Annotated in this window: 13 protein-coding genes; 7 read left to right on the plus strand and 6 right to left on the minus strand. The window is 65.6% G+C overall.

Annotation, left to right across the window (positions count from 1 at the left end):
* The first annotated feature begins 22 nt into the window (after positions 1 to 22).
* From pcaB to CH251_RS09180, 4 genes are read left to right on the plus strand one after another with little or no spacing between them, the layout of a single operon-like run.
* A complete protein-coding gene (gene pcaB / locus CH251_RS09165) occupies positions 23 to 1,372 on the plus strand; it encodes a 3-carboxy-cis,cis-muconate cycloisomerase (protein ID WP_094612962.1) in 1,350 nt (449 codons plus the stop codon).
* On the plus strand, positions 1,369 to 2,550 hold the full coding sequence (gene pcaD, locus CH251_RS09170) for a 3-oxoadipate enol-lactonase (RefSeq protein WP_094612828.1): 1,182 nt from the start codon (positions 1,369 to 1,371) through the stop codon (positions 2,548 to 2,550). Before pcaB ends, pcaD begins: the two co-directional genes overlap by 4 nt.
* A complete protein-coding gene (locus CH251_RS09175) occupies positions 2,547 to 3,368 on the plus strand; it encodes an IclR family transcriptional regulator (protein WP_094612829.1) in 822 nt (273 codons plus the stop codon). Before pcaD ends, CH251_RS09175 begins: the two co-directional genes overlap by 4 nt.
* Complete coding sequence (locus CH251_RS09180) at positions 3,361 to 4,572, plus strand: acetyl-CoA C-acetyltransferase (RefSeq protein WP_094612830.1); 1,212 nt, start codon at positions 3,361 to 3,363, stop codon at positions 4,570 to 4,572. Before CH251_RS09175 ends, CH251_RS09180 begins: the two co-directional genes overlap by 8 nt.
* 7 nt (positions 4,573 to 4,579) lie before the next feature.
* Here CH251_RS09180 and CH251_RS09185 read toward each other — a convergent pair whose 3' ends face one another.
* Together CH251_RS09185 and CH251_RS09190 are read right to left on the minus strand one after the other, a co-directional pair.
* Positions 4,580 to 6,469, minus strand: coding sequence for a sugar phosphate isomerase/epimerase and 4-hydroxyphenylpyruvate domain-containing protein (locus tag CH251_RS09185; protein ID WP_094612831.1), 1,890 nt, complete (start codon positions 6,467 to 6,469; stop codon positions 4,580 to 4,582).
* Entirely contained in the window at positions 6,466 to 7,353 is an 888-nt protein-coding gene (locus CH251_RS09190; RefSeq protein ID WP_094612832.1) for a shikimate dehydrogenase, read from the minus strand. The genes CH251_RS09185 and CH251_RS09190 overlap by 4 nt, the downstream gene beginning before the upstream one ends.
* A gap of 110 nt (positions 7,354 to 7,463) precedes the next feature.
* On the opposite strand from CH251_RS09190, the gene CH251_RS09195 reads away from it, so the two are divergent.
* The 3 genes from CH251_RS09195 to CH251_RS09205 all read left to right on the plus strand — a co-directional run bounded on the left by CH251_RS09195 (position 7,464) and on the right by CH251_RS09205 (position 10,499).
* Entirely contained in the window at positions 7,464 to 8,141 is a 678-nt protein-coding gene (locus CH251_RS09195; protein WP_094612833.1) for a TetR/AcrR family transcriptional regulator, read from the plus strand.
* Between the two features lie 178 nt (positions 8,142 to 8,319).
* Complete coding sequence (locus CH251_RS09200; protein ID WP_094612834.1) at positions 8,320 to 9,678, plus strand: MFS transporter; 1,359 nt, start codon at positions 8,320 to 8,322, stop codon at positions 9,676 to 9,678.
* An 8-nt stretch (positions 9,679 to 9,686) separates the two neighbouring features.
* Positions 9,687 to 10,499: an N-acyl homoserine lactonase family protein gene (locus tag CH251_RS09205; RefSeq protein ID WP_256978920.1), complete on the plus strand. Its 813-nt coding sequence runs from the start codon at positions 9,687 to 9,689 to the stop codon at positions 10,497 to 10,499.
* A gap of 79 nt (positions 10,500 to 10,578) precedes the next feature.
* Here the strand turns inward: CH251_RS09205 and clpX are convergent, their stop codons facing one another.
* The 4 genes from clpX to tig form a co-directional block, all read right to left on the minus strand.
* Positions 10,579 to 11,859 carry an ATP-dependent Clp protease ATP-binding subunit ClpX gene (gene clpX, locus CH251_RS09210; RefSeq protein WP_032394600.1) on the minus strand — a complete coding sequence of 427 codons (1,281 nt, stop codon included), beginning with the start codon at positions 11,857 to 11,859 and terminating at the stop codon, positions 10,579 to 10,581.
* 296 nt (positions 11,860 to 12,155) lie between these two features.
* Positions 12,156 to 12,797 (minus strand): ATP-dependent Clp protease proteolytic subunit, encoded by a 642-nt coding sequence (locus CH251_RS09215; protein ID WP_008715342.1) that lies wholly within the window; start codon positions 12,795 to 12,797, stop codon positions 12,156 to 12,158.
* Between the two features lie 47 nt (positions 12,798 to 12,844).
* The gene (locus CH251_RS09220; protein WP_082073666.1) at positions 12,845 to 13,495 is read right to left on the minus strand and encodes an ATP-dependent Clp protease proteolytic subunit; all 651 of its coding nucleotides are present in this window, start codon (positions 13,493 to 13,495) and stop codon (positions 12,845 to 12,847) included.
* Positions 13,496 to 13,578: 83 nt separating this feature from the next.
* On the minus strand, positions 13,579 to 14,958 hold the full coding sequence (tig, locus tag CH251_RS09225) for a trigger factor (RefSeq protein WP_179273726.1): 1,380 nt from the start codon (positions 14,956 to 14,958) through the stop codon (positions 13,579 to 13,581).
* Between the last annotated feature and the right edge of the window lie 75 nt (positions 14,959 to 15,033).

Raw genomic sequence — 15,033 nt, forward strand, 5'->3', positions numbered from 1 at the left:
ACACGATCGGCGAAAGGGGACGATGGAATCCGAGCGAGGGGCACTGTTCGATCCGACGTTCGGTAGCGATGCCGTTGCGCCGCTCGTGGGCGACCGAGCCTGGGTGACAGCGATGTTCGCCGTCGAGGCCGCGCTCTCCCGGGCCGCCGCCACGGTCGGTCTCGTGGACGCCGGTCACGCCGAGGTCGTCACCACTGCTGCGACCGAACTCGGGGCGCACCTGGATATCGCGAGGCTCGGAGTGGACGCGACGGCCGGGGGCAATCCGGTGATCCCGTTGGTGAAGCTCCTTCGCAGCGAGGTGGCCGGGGCCGACGTTCCCGCCACGGCAGTGCATCCCGGGGCCACCAGCCAGGACATCATGGACACCGCGCTGATGCTTGTCTGCCGCGATGCGCTCGGAGCGATCGAGGGCTCGCTCGACGCTGCGAGTGCGGCAGTGCGTGGTCTCGCCCAGACCCACCGGACCACCCCGATGGCGGCCCGCACTCTCGGCCAGCAGGCGTTGCCCACCACCTTCGGCCTGGTGGCTGCGAACTGGTTCTCGGGGCTGCGCCGCGCGCGGATCAGGGTCGCGGTCGTTCGAGGTGCATGCGCTGTCCAGTACGGCGGGGCTGCAGGCACTCTCGCCGCCGTGTATCCGCACGGACCGGCCATCGCCGCGGCGCTCGCCGTCGAACTGGGATTGGCTCGACAGGACGCGCCCTGGCACACCGACCGGACCGCGATAGCCGACATCGCGTGCTCCTTGGGCATCGCGGCAGGAACGATCGGCAAGATCGCCCAGGACATCGTGTCGATGTCCGCCACCGAGCTGGGTGAGGTCTCGGAGGACGCACCGGGTGGATCATCGGCGATGCCGCACAAGCGCAATCCCGTTGCTGCCGTCACGGCTCGCGCTGCGGCCCGGCGGGTCCCCGGTGCCGTGTCCACGGTGCTGTCGAACATGGACCACGAACATCAGCGAGCCGCGGGAGGGTGGCATGCCGAATGGGAGACGATCACCGATCTGTTGCGCCTCACCGGTGGTGCCGCCCATCGACTCTCGCAGAGCCTGAGCGGGTTGCACGTTCATCCCGAAGAAATGGCCCGCAACCTCGACGCGACGGGCGGAGCTCTGCTCGCCGAACGAGTCACCGCGGCCTTGGCAGCGCACACCGAGCAGGCCCGCGAGATTGTCACTGCGCGATGCGCGGCGGGAGCGCCGCTCGACAACGACCCTGCCATCACGGCATTCCTGCCACCGTCGACGGTGCGTGAGCTGCTCGACCCGGCCGCATATCTCGGCCACGCACCCGAGCTGGTCGACGCGATCCTCGCCCAGCACGCCCTCGACACCGAACACACCACAGAATCGAAGGATTCACGATGACCGTCGCACTTGCTCACGAACGCACCGACGGGCCGAGCTCCGACGCGGAGACCGTCGTGCTGATCGGTTCGCTCGGCTCCGATCGATCGATGTGGAACCCGCAGATCGGAACGCTCTCCGCCTCCGTTCACGTTGTCGCCGTCGACCTGCGCGGGCACGGAGGGTCTGCGGTCCCACCCGGTCCATATTCGGTGGCCGAACTCGCCGAAGATGTTCTTGCACTGCTCGATTCCCTCGATCTTCGACGTGCGCACCTCGTCGGCCTGTCTCTCGGCGGCGCGGTCTCGCAGTGGATCGCCATCCATCGCCCGGAGCGAGTGCGGACTCTGACATTGCTGTGCACCTCGGCAAAGTTCGGTGAGCCGACGCAATGGCTCGACCGGGCCGCAGCGGTCCGAGCGGCGGGAACGGCGTCGCTGGCCGACGCCGTACTCGAGCGCTGGTTCACCCCCGAACTGGCCGCTCGCGACGCCGATCTCGTCGACCGGCATCGCCGGATGATCGCCGACACCTCGGACGAGGGCTACGCCGCATGCTGTGAGGCGCTCTCGGACTGGGATTCTCGTGCGGATCTGAACCGAATCACCGCTCCGACCCTGGTGATCGCCGGCCGGCAGGATCCCTCGACCACCCCCGACGACCTGAAGATCATCGCGGACGGCGTCATCGGATCGACGTTCCGGGTTCTCGACCCGGCCGCACATCTGGCCAACGTCGAGCAAGCCGGGCAAGTCACCGCGGCCATTGCCGCACACCTCGGATCGGATGCATATGCCGCCGGACGCGCAGCGGCCCACGATGCCGGAATGGAGGTGCGGCGCAGCGTCCTCGGCGATGCGCATGTCGACCGCAGCATCGCCGCACGAACCGACTTCACCGCACCGTTCCAGGATTTCATCACCCGCACCGCGTGGGGTGACATCTGGAATCGCCCAGGACTCGATCACCACACCCGCCGGTTGCTGACGCTGGCGATCCTGACGGCCGTGGGCAATCAGCACGAACTCGACATGCACATCCGGGCCGCCCTTCGAGCAGGCACTGCGCCGGACACCCTGGCGGAGGTGTTCCTGCACACCGCGGTGTACGCGGGAGTTCCGAACAGCAACAGTGCATTCGGTCTCGCGAACGCAGCCATCGCCGAGACCTCGGCCGAGACCGAATCGGGTACTTCGTGAACTCCGCGGAATCACCGCCGCCGTCCTCGGACTACGTCCAGTCGCTGGGCCGTGGTCTTGCGGTGATCCGGGCCTTCGACGCCGAGCATCCGCGTCGAACACTCTCCGATGTCGCGCGAGCGACCGACCTCACCCGAGCCACGGCCCGGCGGTTCCTGCTCACCCTCGTCGAACTCGGCTACGTCCGTACCGACGGCTCGATGTTCTGGCTCACCCCACGAGTGCTCGAGCTGGGCTACAGCTACCTGTCGAGCCTGTCGCTCCCGGAAGTCTCGGGGCCGCACCTCGAGGCGCTGGCCGAACGGGTGCGCGAGTCGTCCTCGGTCTCGATTCTCGACGGTGACGACGTGGTGTACGTCGCCCGTGTTCCGGTCAGCCGCATCATGACCGTCGGCATCAACATAGGCACCCGGTTTCCCGCGTTCGCAACATCGATGGGTCGCGTGCTGCTGGCCGGACTGCCTGCCGACGAACTCGCGGCCTACCTGGATCGGGTGCGCTTGACACCTCTCACCGGTAAGACGATCACCACCCCCGACGTGCTCGGACGCGAACTCGACCGGGTCCGATCCGACGGCTTCTGCCTGGTGGACCAGGAACTCGAAGAGGGGTTGCGATCCATCGCAGCTCCCATCCACGACGGACACGGAGCAGTTGTCGCCGCGGCGAACGTCTCGACCCAGGCCGCGCGGCATTCCGCCGATGCGGTGCGCGCAGAACTGCTCCCGGCTCTGCTCGACGCCACCCGCGCCATCGAGATCGACCTGCTCCGGGTGAGCACCGGACCCAACGACAAGCGAGGAACCACCCATGCCTGACGCCGTGATCTGTGAACCACTTCGAACCCCGGTCGGTCGCTTCGGCGGCCAGTTCCGAGATATCTCCGCCCAGGCTCTTGCCGGCACGGTGATCGCCGAACTCGTAGCCCGCACAGGCATTTCCGGTGCCGACATAGACGATGTGATCCTCGGTCAGGCGTCCCCCAACGGCGATGCACCGGCCATCGGACGCATTGCCGCGCTCGATGCCGATCTGGGTATCGACGTCCCCGGAATGCAGGTCGACCGGCGCTGCGGCTCCGGTCTGCAGGCAGTACTGCAGGCGTGCATGCAGGTCCAGTCCGGCGGCAACGATCTGGTGCTGGCCGGCGGCGTGGAGAGCATGAGTCAGACCGAGTTCTACGCCACCGGCATGCGCTGGGGCGTCAAGGCCGAGGCCGTGGCTCTGTCCGACCGCCTCGCCCGGGCGCGAGTGACCGCGGGCGGCATGAACTTTCCGGTGCCCGGCGGCATGATCGAAACCGCAGAGAACCTGCGCGCGGAATTTTCCATCAGCCGCGCCGATCAGGACGCACTCGCAGTCCAGTCCCACCGACGTGCAGTTGCCGCGCAGAACAGCGGTGTCTTCGCCGAGGAGATCGTGGGAGTCTGGGTCCCCCAACGCAAATCGGAGCCGATGCTCGTCACCACCGACGAGCATCCGCGGGCCGACACCACCGTGGAATCACTGGCGAAGCTGAAGGCGATCCGTGCGTCGCTCGACCCCGAGTCGACCGTCACCGCAGGAAACGCCAGTGGACAGAACGACGGTGCCGCGATCGCGATCGTCACCACCCCGGAAAAAGCTGCCGCGCTCGGCCTTCGGCCTCTGGCGCGGTTGGCCGGCTGGGGCGTGGCAGGTGTTGCCCCACGCACGATGGGGATCGGGCCGGTTCCCGCGAGCGAGAAGGCGCTCGGACGGCTGGGACTGAGTCTCGACGACATGGGCATCATCGAACTCAACGAAGCGTTCGCCGCACAGGCTCTCGCCGTGACGCGGTCCTGGGGCATCGACCCCGACGATCCGCGGCTGAACCCACACGGTTCCGGCATCTCGCTCGGCCATCCCGTCGGCGCCACCGGAGCCCGCATTCTGGCAACGCTGTTGCGCGAAATGGACCGCCGAGAGGTCCGCTACGGACTGGAGACGATGTGCATCGGCGGCGGCCAGGGACTCGCTGCGGTGTTCGAGCGAATCGGCTGATCACCGGTCAGTACTGCAGTTGCGCCGCCAGTCGCACAGCCGAGTTGGTCTCCCCGTAGCCCTCGTAGCCACCCACGCGCTGGACCACCTCGAAGAACAGGTCGTCGCCCACGGTTTCGGTGAAGAAGTGGAAGAACTCACCGCCGGTCGCGTCCGCGTCGTACAGGATCCCCAGACGCTGCATCGCGTCCAGGGTCTCGGAGCCGAGCCCGAATCGCGCGTCGAGATCGCGGTAGTAGTTGGGCGAGATCCGCAGCGGGGTGAGCCCGCGTTCGGTCGTTGCTCTCGCTGCGGCGTAGATGTCCTCGCACCCGAACGCCACATGTCCGACGCCTCCGCGCCGGGCCGCGGGAAGCGGGTCCGAGTCGGACGGGCGGCCGGGAACCATGTTGAGCGAGAGTCGAATCGTGCCGCTGGCGGTGGCGAGGGTGAGGGCTCGGCTCCGAACCAGGCCGATCGCGTCGACGACGTCCTGGCCCTCGTGTGGCACCATGCCGAACACCGAGCGCAGCAGCAGCATCACGCCGTCCCAGCTCTCGGCAGGCACGGCGAGTGCTATGTGATCCACGTGCGAGACGCACGCCCGGTTCTCTTCCACCACCCTCGGCACCAGATCGAATGCCGATTGCCAGGCACCCGCACTGTCGCGGGTGCGTAGGTCCAGCGACGTCGCACCGGTCACGGCCAGGCGCACCACTGCGTCGGTCGCGTCTGCCACACCGGGCATGGAGACGGTGGACGCGGTGACTCCCAGTGCGCGTGCCCGAGTCAGCCACAGATCCGGGCGCTCGCTGCGAATCCCGATCTGCGCCAGTGCCGGTAGGTGAGCCGGGACGCCCGGCGCGGTCCACAGCGTGTCCACCGTGGTGTCGACGGCGACGGCCAGCGGACCCTGGGTGAACAGGCTGAGGCCGTGTTCGCTGTGTGCTGCGGTCAGATCGAAGCCCAGGTGTCGCAGTGTCGTGCCCAGCTGCGCAGCCTTCGCGGGCCCTGCCGCGATCCGCAGCGAGACGACGTTCTCGATCGGACCCGGCGGTGGCGGCGCGAACAGATCGTTGCCGGCGGACGGTGTTTCGACACCGCGCACCTGCTCCTGGAGGTACAGAAGCGACCGATGCGCGTCGGATGCCGTGCGGCCGGTGTCGGAGTGCCGGAAGACGTCGTTGAAGATTTCGAGCGACCACGGGCCGGAATACCCGGAGGCAGCGACATCGGCTCCGAAGCGCGCCAGATCGAAGCTGCCCTGCCCGGGGAAGCACCGGTGGTGCCTGCTCCACTGCAGTACGTCCATCACCAGGTGCGGGGCGTCGGCCAACTGCAGGAAGAAGATCTTCTCGCCGGGGATCTCGCGAATGCCGGCGGAATCGTCACCGCGAGAAAGGATGTGGAAGCTGTCCAAGCACGTTCCCAGCGCGGGATGATCGACCTGCCGGACGATGTCCCAGGCATGGCGGTAGGTGCTGACGTGGGCACCCCACGCCAACGCTTCGTACGCCAGGCGCATTCCGCGCCGATGGGCACGTTCGGCGAGGGTTGCCATCTGTTCGACCAGCAGGGCGTCGTCACGCACGGCACCGGCCAGCGGCGAAGAGCAGACCAACAGCAGATCGCACCCCAGCTGTTCCATCACGTCGAATTTGTGTTCGGCGCGAACGAGATTGCGGGCGAACTGTTCCGGGTCGGCCGAGTCTGCGTCGCGAAAGGGCTGATAGAGATCGAGGGTCAAGCCGAGGTCTGCTGCTTTCTTCGCGATGTCCTCGGGAAGGTCCGGTGAGCTGATCAAGTCCGGCTCGAACACCTCGAAACCGTCGAACCCGGCGTCTGCGATGGCGCGCATCTTCTCGTCCAGCGAACCACTGAGCGATACGGTGGCCACCGACGTGGCAATGTACGTCATGCGAGAGCACCTGCGGTCGCGCGATCCTCCAGTGCGATCAGCGCGCTCATGTGCGCGATCATTCGATCGGCGTCGGCGGTGCGTCCGGTGAATATCTCGAAGGCGTCGGCGGCCTGGAACACCGCCATCCCGGTTCCGCTGAGCGTTCGGCAGCCAGCCCGGGATGCGGCAGCGAGCAACTCGGTCTCGGCCGGTCGATACACGACCTCGGCGACCCACATCTTCGGGTGCAGGAGTGACTCGGGCACAGCAGATCCGGGATGTTCGACCATTCCGATCGGGGTGGCATGGACCAGGCCGGTTGCGGACGCGAGAACGGTGGCGAGCGAGTCGAGGCCTGCCGAAAGGATCTCGACATCGGGAAACATAACCGACAAGGAATCTCGGAGTTGTTGTGCCCGAACCGGATCGGCGTCCACGAGCGTGAGCCTGACTGCGCCGCGGCGGGCCATCGCGTAAGCAACCGCTGCCCCTGCTCCCCCGGCACCGAGTTGCACCACGTCACCGATGTCGGCACCGGGTAGGCCGCGGCCGAAGTTGCGATCGAATCCGGACCAGTCGGTGTTGTGGCCGACGGCTCGGCCGTCGGCGAACACCACGGTGTTGACGGCTCCGAGTCGGGCGGCGTCCTCGGAGAGCGCATCGAGGCAGGAGATGACGCGTTGTTTGCACGGGTGCGTGATGTTGAGTCCCCGAAATCCGAGGTCTGCTGCGGTGCAAACGAGACGGGGAAGGTCCTCTACGGTCAGTCCACGGCTGTCCAGGTCGATGATCCGGTATTGGTAGGTCAGCCCGTGCTCGGAGCCCTCTCGTTCGTGCATCGCGGGCGTGAGCGACTTGCCGATACCCGTCCCGATCAGTCCGCAGAGCAGGGATTCCGGCATGTCGATCTCCTCGAGCCTTAATGTACGATTTGGTGAGTTAGCTCGACGGTACTACGCGTCCGCCTCGCGCCCAACCCTTTCGCCACAATCGGCGCCGATAGAGTTGTTCCATGGCTCCGCGCGCAACCGACACGTCCGACGACAGCAGCGGACCCACCGTCAAGCGTCGACGCAACAGCGACCTGACCCGGCACAACATCCTCGAGGTGGCCACCGAGGAGTTCGCGGACAAGGGCTTCGCAGGGGCGCGCATCGACGAGATCGCCGAGCGCACGCACACGACCAAGCGGATGTTGTACTACTACTTCACCGACAAGGAAGGCCTGTACAAGGCCGTACTCGAGCGGTCGTACCTGCGCATTCGCGAGCGTGAACGTGACGTGGACGTCGAGGGCCTCGGACCGGTCGAAGCCATTCGCGCCATCGCATCACTGACGTTCGACCACCACGAGGAGAATCCCGACTTCATCCGCCTGGTTTCCACCGAGAACATCCTTCGCGGCGAACACATCTCCACGTCCGAGGCATTGAGCAACCTCGGCAATCCCGCCGCGGAACTGCTGTCGAGCATCCTGGCGCGAGGCCAGGCGGACGGCGTGTTCCGCACGGACGTCGACGCCCTCGACGTGCACATGACGATCAGCAGCTTCTGCGTGTTCCGCCTGTCGAATCGGTACACCTTCGAGGCCCTCTTCGGCCGCGACCTCACCGATCCCCAGCATCGAGACCGGCTGCGCTCGATGCTCGGCGACATGATCATTGCGTTCCTGACCTCGCCTTCTCGCTGAAATTCGCGATTTCTCGGTAGGTCTCGTCACGTCAGGGGTTGACACGTGGCATGGATCACGTTCAGTATTCAGAGGCACCCGGTGTTAACCATTTAGTACATTAGCGGTCCGATCGCCGAGAACGCGTCGTCGACCAGCGCCTACGCTCCCCCGCCTCACGAAGAGAGACACGAGAACGATGGATTCGCACACCCCCGGCACCCACCCGACGCCGCTTCGCCCCGGGGCGAACCCGCGCAAAGCGGCGACCGCCGCATGGGTCGGAAGCGCCCTCGAGTACTACGACTTCTTCATCTACGGCACCGCCGCCGCGCTCGTCTTCGGCCGCGTGTTCTTCCCGGGCTCCAACCCGGCGACCGGCACCCTGCTGGCCCTGGCCACCTTCGGCGTCGGCTACCTCGCACGGCCGCTCGGCGCACTGGTCCTCGGCCACATCGGTGATCGGTACGGACGCAAGAAGGTCATGGTCGCCACCGTCCTGCTGATGGGAATCGCCACCCTGGGCGTCGGCGTCCTGCCGTCGTACGAATCCATCGGCATCGCCGCTCCGATCATCCTGGTGCTGCTTCGGCTGTGCCAGGGATTCTCCGCCGGCGGTGAGCAGGCCGGAGCGAACTCGATGACGCTCGAACACGCCCCGGACAACAGGCGCGCGTTCTTCACCAGCTTCACCCTCAGCGGCACTCAGGGCGGACAGATTCTCGCCACCGCCGTGTTCCTGCCCGTCGCCATGCTCCCCGAGGAGGCACTGCTCAGCTGGGGCTGGCGAATCCCGTTCTTCCTCAGCGCTTTTGTCGTCGTCGCCGCCTTCGTCATCCGCCGTTCGCTCGACGAGACCCCGGTCTTCGAGGAAGAGAAGGCCTCGACCGAGCCACAGCGCCTGCCGGTGGCAGAACTGCTCAGCGAGCATCGGTCGGCCGTGGTCCGCGTCATGTTGGCCGCAGTCATCGCCTCCGTCAGCACCATCTTCACCGTCTACGCGCTGTCCTACGCCGTGAACACCGTCGGCCTCGAACGCACCCCCATGCTGTGGGTCGGCGTTCTCGCCAACGTCGTCGCACTGTTCGCACTGCCCTTCTTCGGTGCACTGTCGGATCGCATCGGCCGCAAGCCGGTGTTCCTCTTCGGCTCCATCGGCTGCGCGATCCTGATGTTCGGCTACCTGTGGTCCATCTCGAGCGGCAACTACGTTCTCATCTTCGTCTTCGGCATCGTGATGTTCGGTTTCGTGCACAGCGCCACCGGCGGCGTCTGGCCCTCGTTCTACGGTGAGATGTTCCCGGCCCGGGTCCGTCTGACCGGAACCGCACTGGGAACCCAGATCGGCTTCGCCATCGCAGGGTTCGCGCCGACCATCGCAGGCGCGATCGCCGGAGCCGAGATCGGTGCATGGCTACCCGTCGCGATCGTCACCGCGGTCTTCTGCACCATCAACGTCGTGATAGTCGCGACCTCGAAGGAGACCTTCCGTACCCCCACCGACGAGCTCGGCGTTCCGACCCGAACCACCGACAGCGCGCGCGTCGCGTCGGTCTGACCGAGATCGTGATCGACGCACTTCGACCTGCAGCGGCGGGCACCTGGACGGTGCTCGCCCTGCAGTATGCCAGTCGAACGGCATTGCGCAGCAAACTCTTTCATCAGCGCGACGAACGCAGTACCGAAAGCCAGACGGTGGCCTACTACGTGTGGCTCGCCCTCTCGAAAACCCGCACGGTGCTGATCGACGCCGGAATTTCCGCTGCCACAGCAGAATCTATCGACGGGCTCGACTATCACGGGTCACCCATCGACCTGCTCGGCGAACTCGGCCTCACACCGGACGACATCGACACCTGCATCCTGACCCACCTGCACTACGACCACACCGGGGTCGTCGCGGAGCTCCCGATCGCGCGATACGTGGTGCAGCGCACAGAACTCGAGTACTGGACCGGACCGTGGGCCGCCCGCATCACCCGAGAACAATGGTTGCACTCGCGAGCCGACACCGAACACATCGAAACCGCCGATCGCGGGGATCGACTCGACCTCGTCGACGGCGATCACGAGCTGTTCCCGGGGCTGTCCGTGCACGCCGTCGGCGGACACACCGCAGGCATGCAGGTGGTCAGAGCGAACACCGAACGCGGCCCCGTGGTGTTGGCCTCCGACGCCAGTCATTTCTACGAGAACTTCGAGGACGACAGCCCGTTCGCGATCCTGCACGCGTTGCCGGACATGTACGGGGCCTTCGACCGCATCCGAGAGCTCGCCGCCGGCACCGGCACCGTCGTACCCGGCCACGACCCCCTGGTTCGGCTCCGATTCCCCGCCGTGACCGACGTCCCCGGCGCGCACGCCGTGATCATCGGCTGAACACAGCGCGAACGACGAATCCCCGACCTCGCGATGAGGTCGGGGATTCGTCGTTGTTCAGCAGCTCGGCCGGCGCGTGTCAGGCGGACTTGTCGCGGCGCTCCGGACGCTCGGGCTTGCGCGGCACGATGGTCGGCAGCACGTTGTCGTTGACGGTCTCGGCAGTCACGACGACCTTCTCCACGTCGTCGCGGCTCGGGATGTCGTACATCACCGGAAGCAGAACTTCCTCCATGATGGCGCGCAGTCCACGAGCACCGGTTCCACGGAGAATGGCCTGGTCGGCGATTGCTTCGAGGGCCTCGGTGGTGAACTCGAGCTCGACGCCGTCCATGTCGAACAACCGGCGGTACTGCTTGACCAGCGCGTTCTTCGGCTCGGACAAAATCGTCACGAGCGATTCCTTGTCCAGGTTCGTCACCGACGCGATCATCGGCAGTCGACCGATGAACTCGGGAATCAGACCGAACTTGATCAGATCCTCCGGCATCACCTCGGCGAAGTGATCCTGCGTGTCGATCTCGGCCTTGGAGCGAACCTCGGCCCCGAATCCGAGCCCGCGCTTGCCGACCCGATCGGAGACGATCTTCTCGAGTCCGGCGAATGCACCGGCAACGATGAAGAGCACGTTCGTGGTGTCGATCTGGATGAACTCCTGATGCGGATGCTTGCGACCACCCTGCGGCGGCACGCTGGCCTGAGTTCCTTCCAGAATCTTGAGCAGCGCCTGCTGCACGCCTTCACCGGACACATCACGCGTGATCGACGGGTTCTCGCTCTTGCGAGCGATCTTGTCGACCTCGTCGATGTAGATGATGCCGGTCTCGGCGCGCTTGACGTCGTAGTCCGCTGCCTGGATCAGTTTGAGCAGGATGTTCTCGACATCCTCGCCCACGTAGCCGGCCTCGGTGAGGGCGGTGGCGTCGGCGATGGCGAAGGGCACGTTGAGCATCTTGGCCAGCGTCTGCGCGAGATACGTCTTTCCGCACCCCGTCGGTCCGAGCATCAGGATGTTCGACTTCGCCAGTTCGACGGATTCGCCTCGCACGTCGCGCGCCTTGTCACCGGCCTGGATGCGCTTGTAGTGGTTGTAGACCGCAACGGCCAACGTGCGCTTGGCAGCGTCCTGGCCGATCACGTAGTTCTCGAGAAAGTCCTTGATCTCGGAGGGCTTGGGCAGGTCGTCGAGCTTGACTTCGCTCGATTCGGCCAATTCCTCTTCGATGATCTCGTTGCACAGGTCGATGCACTCGTCGCAGATGTACACCCCTGGTCCAGCGATGAGCTTCTTGACCTGCTTCTGGCTCTTGCCGCAGAAGGAGCACTTCAGCAGATCGCCACCGTCACCGATGCGTGCCATTCGGAGGTTCCTACTTCCTTGTCCGCGTACGACCCACGCCGACCGGGTGTGGCCGAAACCTTCGTGGGCTACTTCTCGGTCTGTCGTCATGCCGACTTCGGTCGACCGAGTTCTTGGATGCGACGGTACCCGTGTTCGCCGAACATGGGCGGGTTGTTTCCGGTGATTCGCCACCCGATTTCACCGAATGGAGCATTCGGGTCGTCGATCGCGACCGCCGGGCGGAGTTTCACACTCACGCCCGGCGTCGGAATCTTCTGCCGGACCTTTCGGTCCGACCGGTGGTACTCGCTCTCCTACTTCTGAGCAGAGAGCTTGCGGTACTCGAACACGGTGTCGATGATCCCGTAGTCCTTGGCCTGTTCCGCGGTGAGGATCTTGTCGCGATCGGTGTCCTTACGGATGACGTCGGGATCCTTACCGGTGTGGCGGCCGAGGGTGGTCTCCATGAGTCGACGCATGCGCTCGATCTCGGCGGCCTGGATCTCCAGGTCGGACACCTGGCCCTGGATGCCACCGCTCGAGGGCTGATGAATCAGCACGCGCGCGTTGGGCAGCGCCGCACGCTTACCGGGAGTACCGGCGGCGAGCAGGACGGCCGCGGCCGACGCGGCCTGGCCGAGGCAGACGGTCGCAACATCGGCGCGGACGTACTGCATCGTGTCGTAGATCGCCATCAGCGAGGTGAACGAGCCACCGGGCGAGTTGATGTACATCGTGATGTCTCGATCGGGGTCGAGGCCCTCGAGCACCAGCAGCTGCGCCATGACGTCGTTGGCGGACGCGTCGTCGACCTGGACGCCGAGGAAGATGATGCGCTCCTCGAACAGCTTGTTGTACGGGTTCGATTCCTTCACGCCGTAGCTGGAGTGCTCGACGAAGGAGGGCAGGATGTATCGGGAGGACGGCAGCTGATTGGGGTCGAACAGGTTTGTCATCGTTTCTCCAAGATGTAAGTGATCGAGGGTCGCCGGGAGCGGCCGAATTACTCGCCGATTCCGCCGGCCTGCCGCGCACGGCTGACGACGTGGTCCACGAACCCGTATTCCTTGGCCGCCTGCGCCGTGAACCAGCGGTCGCGATCGGAGTCTTCGGTGATCTGCTCGACGGTCTGCCCGGTGTGCTGGGCGATGAGCTCCGCCATCTCACGCTTGGTGTGCGCGAACTGCTCGGCCATGATGGCGATGTCGGAGGCACTGCCGCCGATGCCGGCCGAGGGCTGATGCATCATGATGCGCGCGTGCGGCAGGGCGTAGCGCTTGCCCTTGGCACCGGCCGAGAGCAGGAACTGACCCATCGAGGCAGCCAGACCCATTCCGTAGGTTGCGATGTCGCACTCGGCGAATTCCATCGTGTCGAAAATGGCCATACCCGCGGTGACCGAGCCACCGGGCGAGTTGATGTACAGCGCGATGTCGCGAGTGGGGTCCTCGGCCGAGAGCAGCAGGATCTGAGCGCACAACTTGTTGGCGATGTCGTCGTCGACCTGGGTACCGAGGAAAATGATGCGGTTTTGAAGCAGACGCTCGTACACGGAGTCGCTGAGATTCAGCCCTGCTGCAGCCGAAGTCATGACGGGACTCTGCTGGTGCGAAGCCGCCGGATTCTGAACAGTCACGGTACCTGCCTTTTCCATAACAAATCGTTGGTTCCTGACACAGACACTAACGAAAGACGGCGGCTCCGGAGTCCCGGAACCGCCGTCGTTCGCTGTGAGCGTTACTTCTCTTGTTCGCCCTCGGAAGAATCTGCTGCTTCGACCTCGTCGGGAGCATCGGCGGGGCTGCCGAACAGCTCTGCGGTGTCGACGCTCGCGCCGGTGGTGTCGGTCACGGTGACGCGCTCGACGACCGAAGCCAGCGCCTTACCGCGCTTGACATCGGCGAACACGGCACCGAGCTGGTTGGCCTGCTGCACCTGCTGAATGAACTGCTCGGGCGGCATGCCGTAGCGCTGCGCCTGGAAGATGATCCGTTCGGTGAGCTCTTCCTGCCCGACCTGAGTGTTCTCTGCTTCGGCGATCGCATCGAGAAGGAGCTGGGTACGCACCGACTTCTCGGCACCTTCCTTGACGTCCTTGTCGAATTCCTCGCGGCTCGAACCCTGCGACTCGAGCAGCTCGGCGAGTGCTTCCTCGTTGTGGTCGAGGCCGTGGATGGCCTCGTGCACCTGGGAGTCGACCTCGGCCTTGACGACGGCCTCGGGAGCCGGAATCTCGAGGGTCTCGAGCAGCGTCTCGAGCACCTTGTCGCGAATCTGACCGGCCTGCTCGACCTTCGCGACGCGCTCGACGCGGGTCTTCAGGTCGGCGAGCAACTCGTCGAACGTGTCGAACTCGCTGGCCAGCTGCGCGAACTCGTCGTCGGCCTCGGGCAGCTCGCGCTCCTTGACGGAGACGACCTTGACCGTGACGACGGCTTCCTTGCCTGCGTACTCACCGGCGACGAGCGTGGAGGTGAACTCCTTCGACTCGTCCGCGGAGACGCCGATGATCGCGTCGTCGAGTCCCTCGATGAGCTGGCCGGAGCCGACCTCGTGGGACAGTCCGCTCGCGGTTGCCTCTTCGACGTTCTCGCCGTCGACGGTGGCCGAGAGGTCGATCGAGACGAAGTCGCCCGACTGAACGGGACGATCGACACCGGTCAGGGTGCCGAAACGCTGGCGCAGCGACTGCAGCTGCTCGTCGACGGCCTCGTCCTTGATCTCGAGCGGATCGACGACGACGCTGATGGTCGAGTAGTCGGGCAGGTCGATCTCGGGGCGGACGTCGACCTCGGCGGTGAACGTGAGCTCGGTGCCGTCCTCGATCTTGGTGATCTCGATCTCGGGCTGGCCGATGACCTTGACCTTCTCGTTGGTCACGGCCTCGGAGTAGCGAGCGGGAAGAGCGTCGTTGACGACCTGCTCGAGAACCGCACCACGGCCGACGCGAGCCTCGAGCAACTTGGCCGGAGCCTTGCCGGGACGGAAGCCGGGGAGGCGGATCTGCTGAGCCAAAGCCTTGTACGCGCGGTCGAAATCAGGCTTGAGCTCCTCGAAGGGCACCTCAACGTTGATACGGACTCGCGTCGGGCTCAGCTGCTCGACGGTGCTCTTCACGGGACATGCTCCTTCTGGTAATTCTTGCTTGCTGGTGGCGCTTACGGTGCTGGCTTGCGGTCTTACCTCGCTCGC

The sequence above is a fragment of the Rhodococcus sp. 06-462-5 genome, from assembly GCF_002258315.1.
In the GTDB taxonomy this organism is placed as follows: Bacteria; Actinomycetota; Actinomycetes; order Mycobacteriales; family Mycobacteriaceae; genus Rhodococcoides.

Coding starts and splice junctions, on each gene's coding strand:
- pcaB (WP_094612962.1), top strand. CDS start 23: ATGGAATCCGAGCGAGGGGCACTGTTCGATCCGACGTTCGGTAGCGAT.
- pcaD (WP_094612828.1), top strand. CDS start 1,369: ATGACCGTCGCACTTGCTCACGAACGCACCGACGGGCCGAGCTCCGAC.
- CH251_RS09180 (WP_094612830.1), top strand. CDS start 3,361: ATGCCTGACGCCGTGATCTGTGAACCACTTCGAACCCCGGTCGGTCGC.
- CH251_RS09185 (WP_094612831.1), bottom strand. CDS start 6,469: ATGACGTACATTGCCACGTCGGTGGCCACCGTATCGCTCAGTGGTTCG.
- CH251_RS09190 (WP_094612832.1), bottom strand. CDS start 7,353: ATGCCGGAATCCCTGCTCTGCGGACTGATCGGGACGGGTATCGGCAAG.
- CH251_RS09195 (WP_094612833.1), top strand. CDS start 7,464: ATGGCTCCGCGCGCAACCGACACGTCCGACGACAGCAGCGGACCCACC.
- CH251_RS09200 (WP_094612834.1), top strand. CDS start 8,320: ATGGATTCGCACACCCCCGGCACCCACCCGACGCCGCTTCGCCCCGGG.
- clpX (WP_032394600.1), bottom strand. CDS start 11,859: ATGGCACGCATCGGTGACGGTGGCGATCTGCTGAAGTGCTCCTTCTGC.
- CH251_RS09215 (WP_008715342.1), bottom strand. CDS start 12,797: ATGACAAACCTGTTCGACCCCAATCAGCTGCCGTCCTCCCGATACATC.
- CH251_RS09220 (WP_082073666.1), bottom strand. CDS start 13,495: ATGGAAAAGGCAGGTACCGTGACTGTTCAGAATCCGGCGGCTTCGCAC.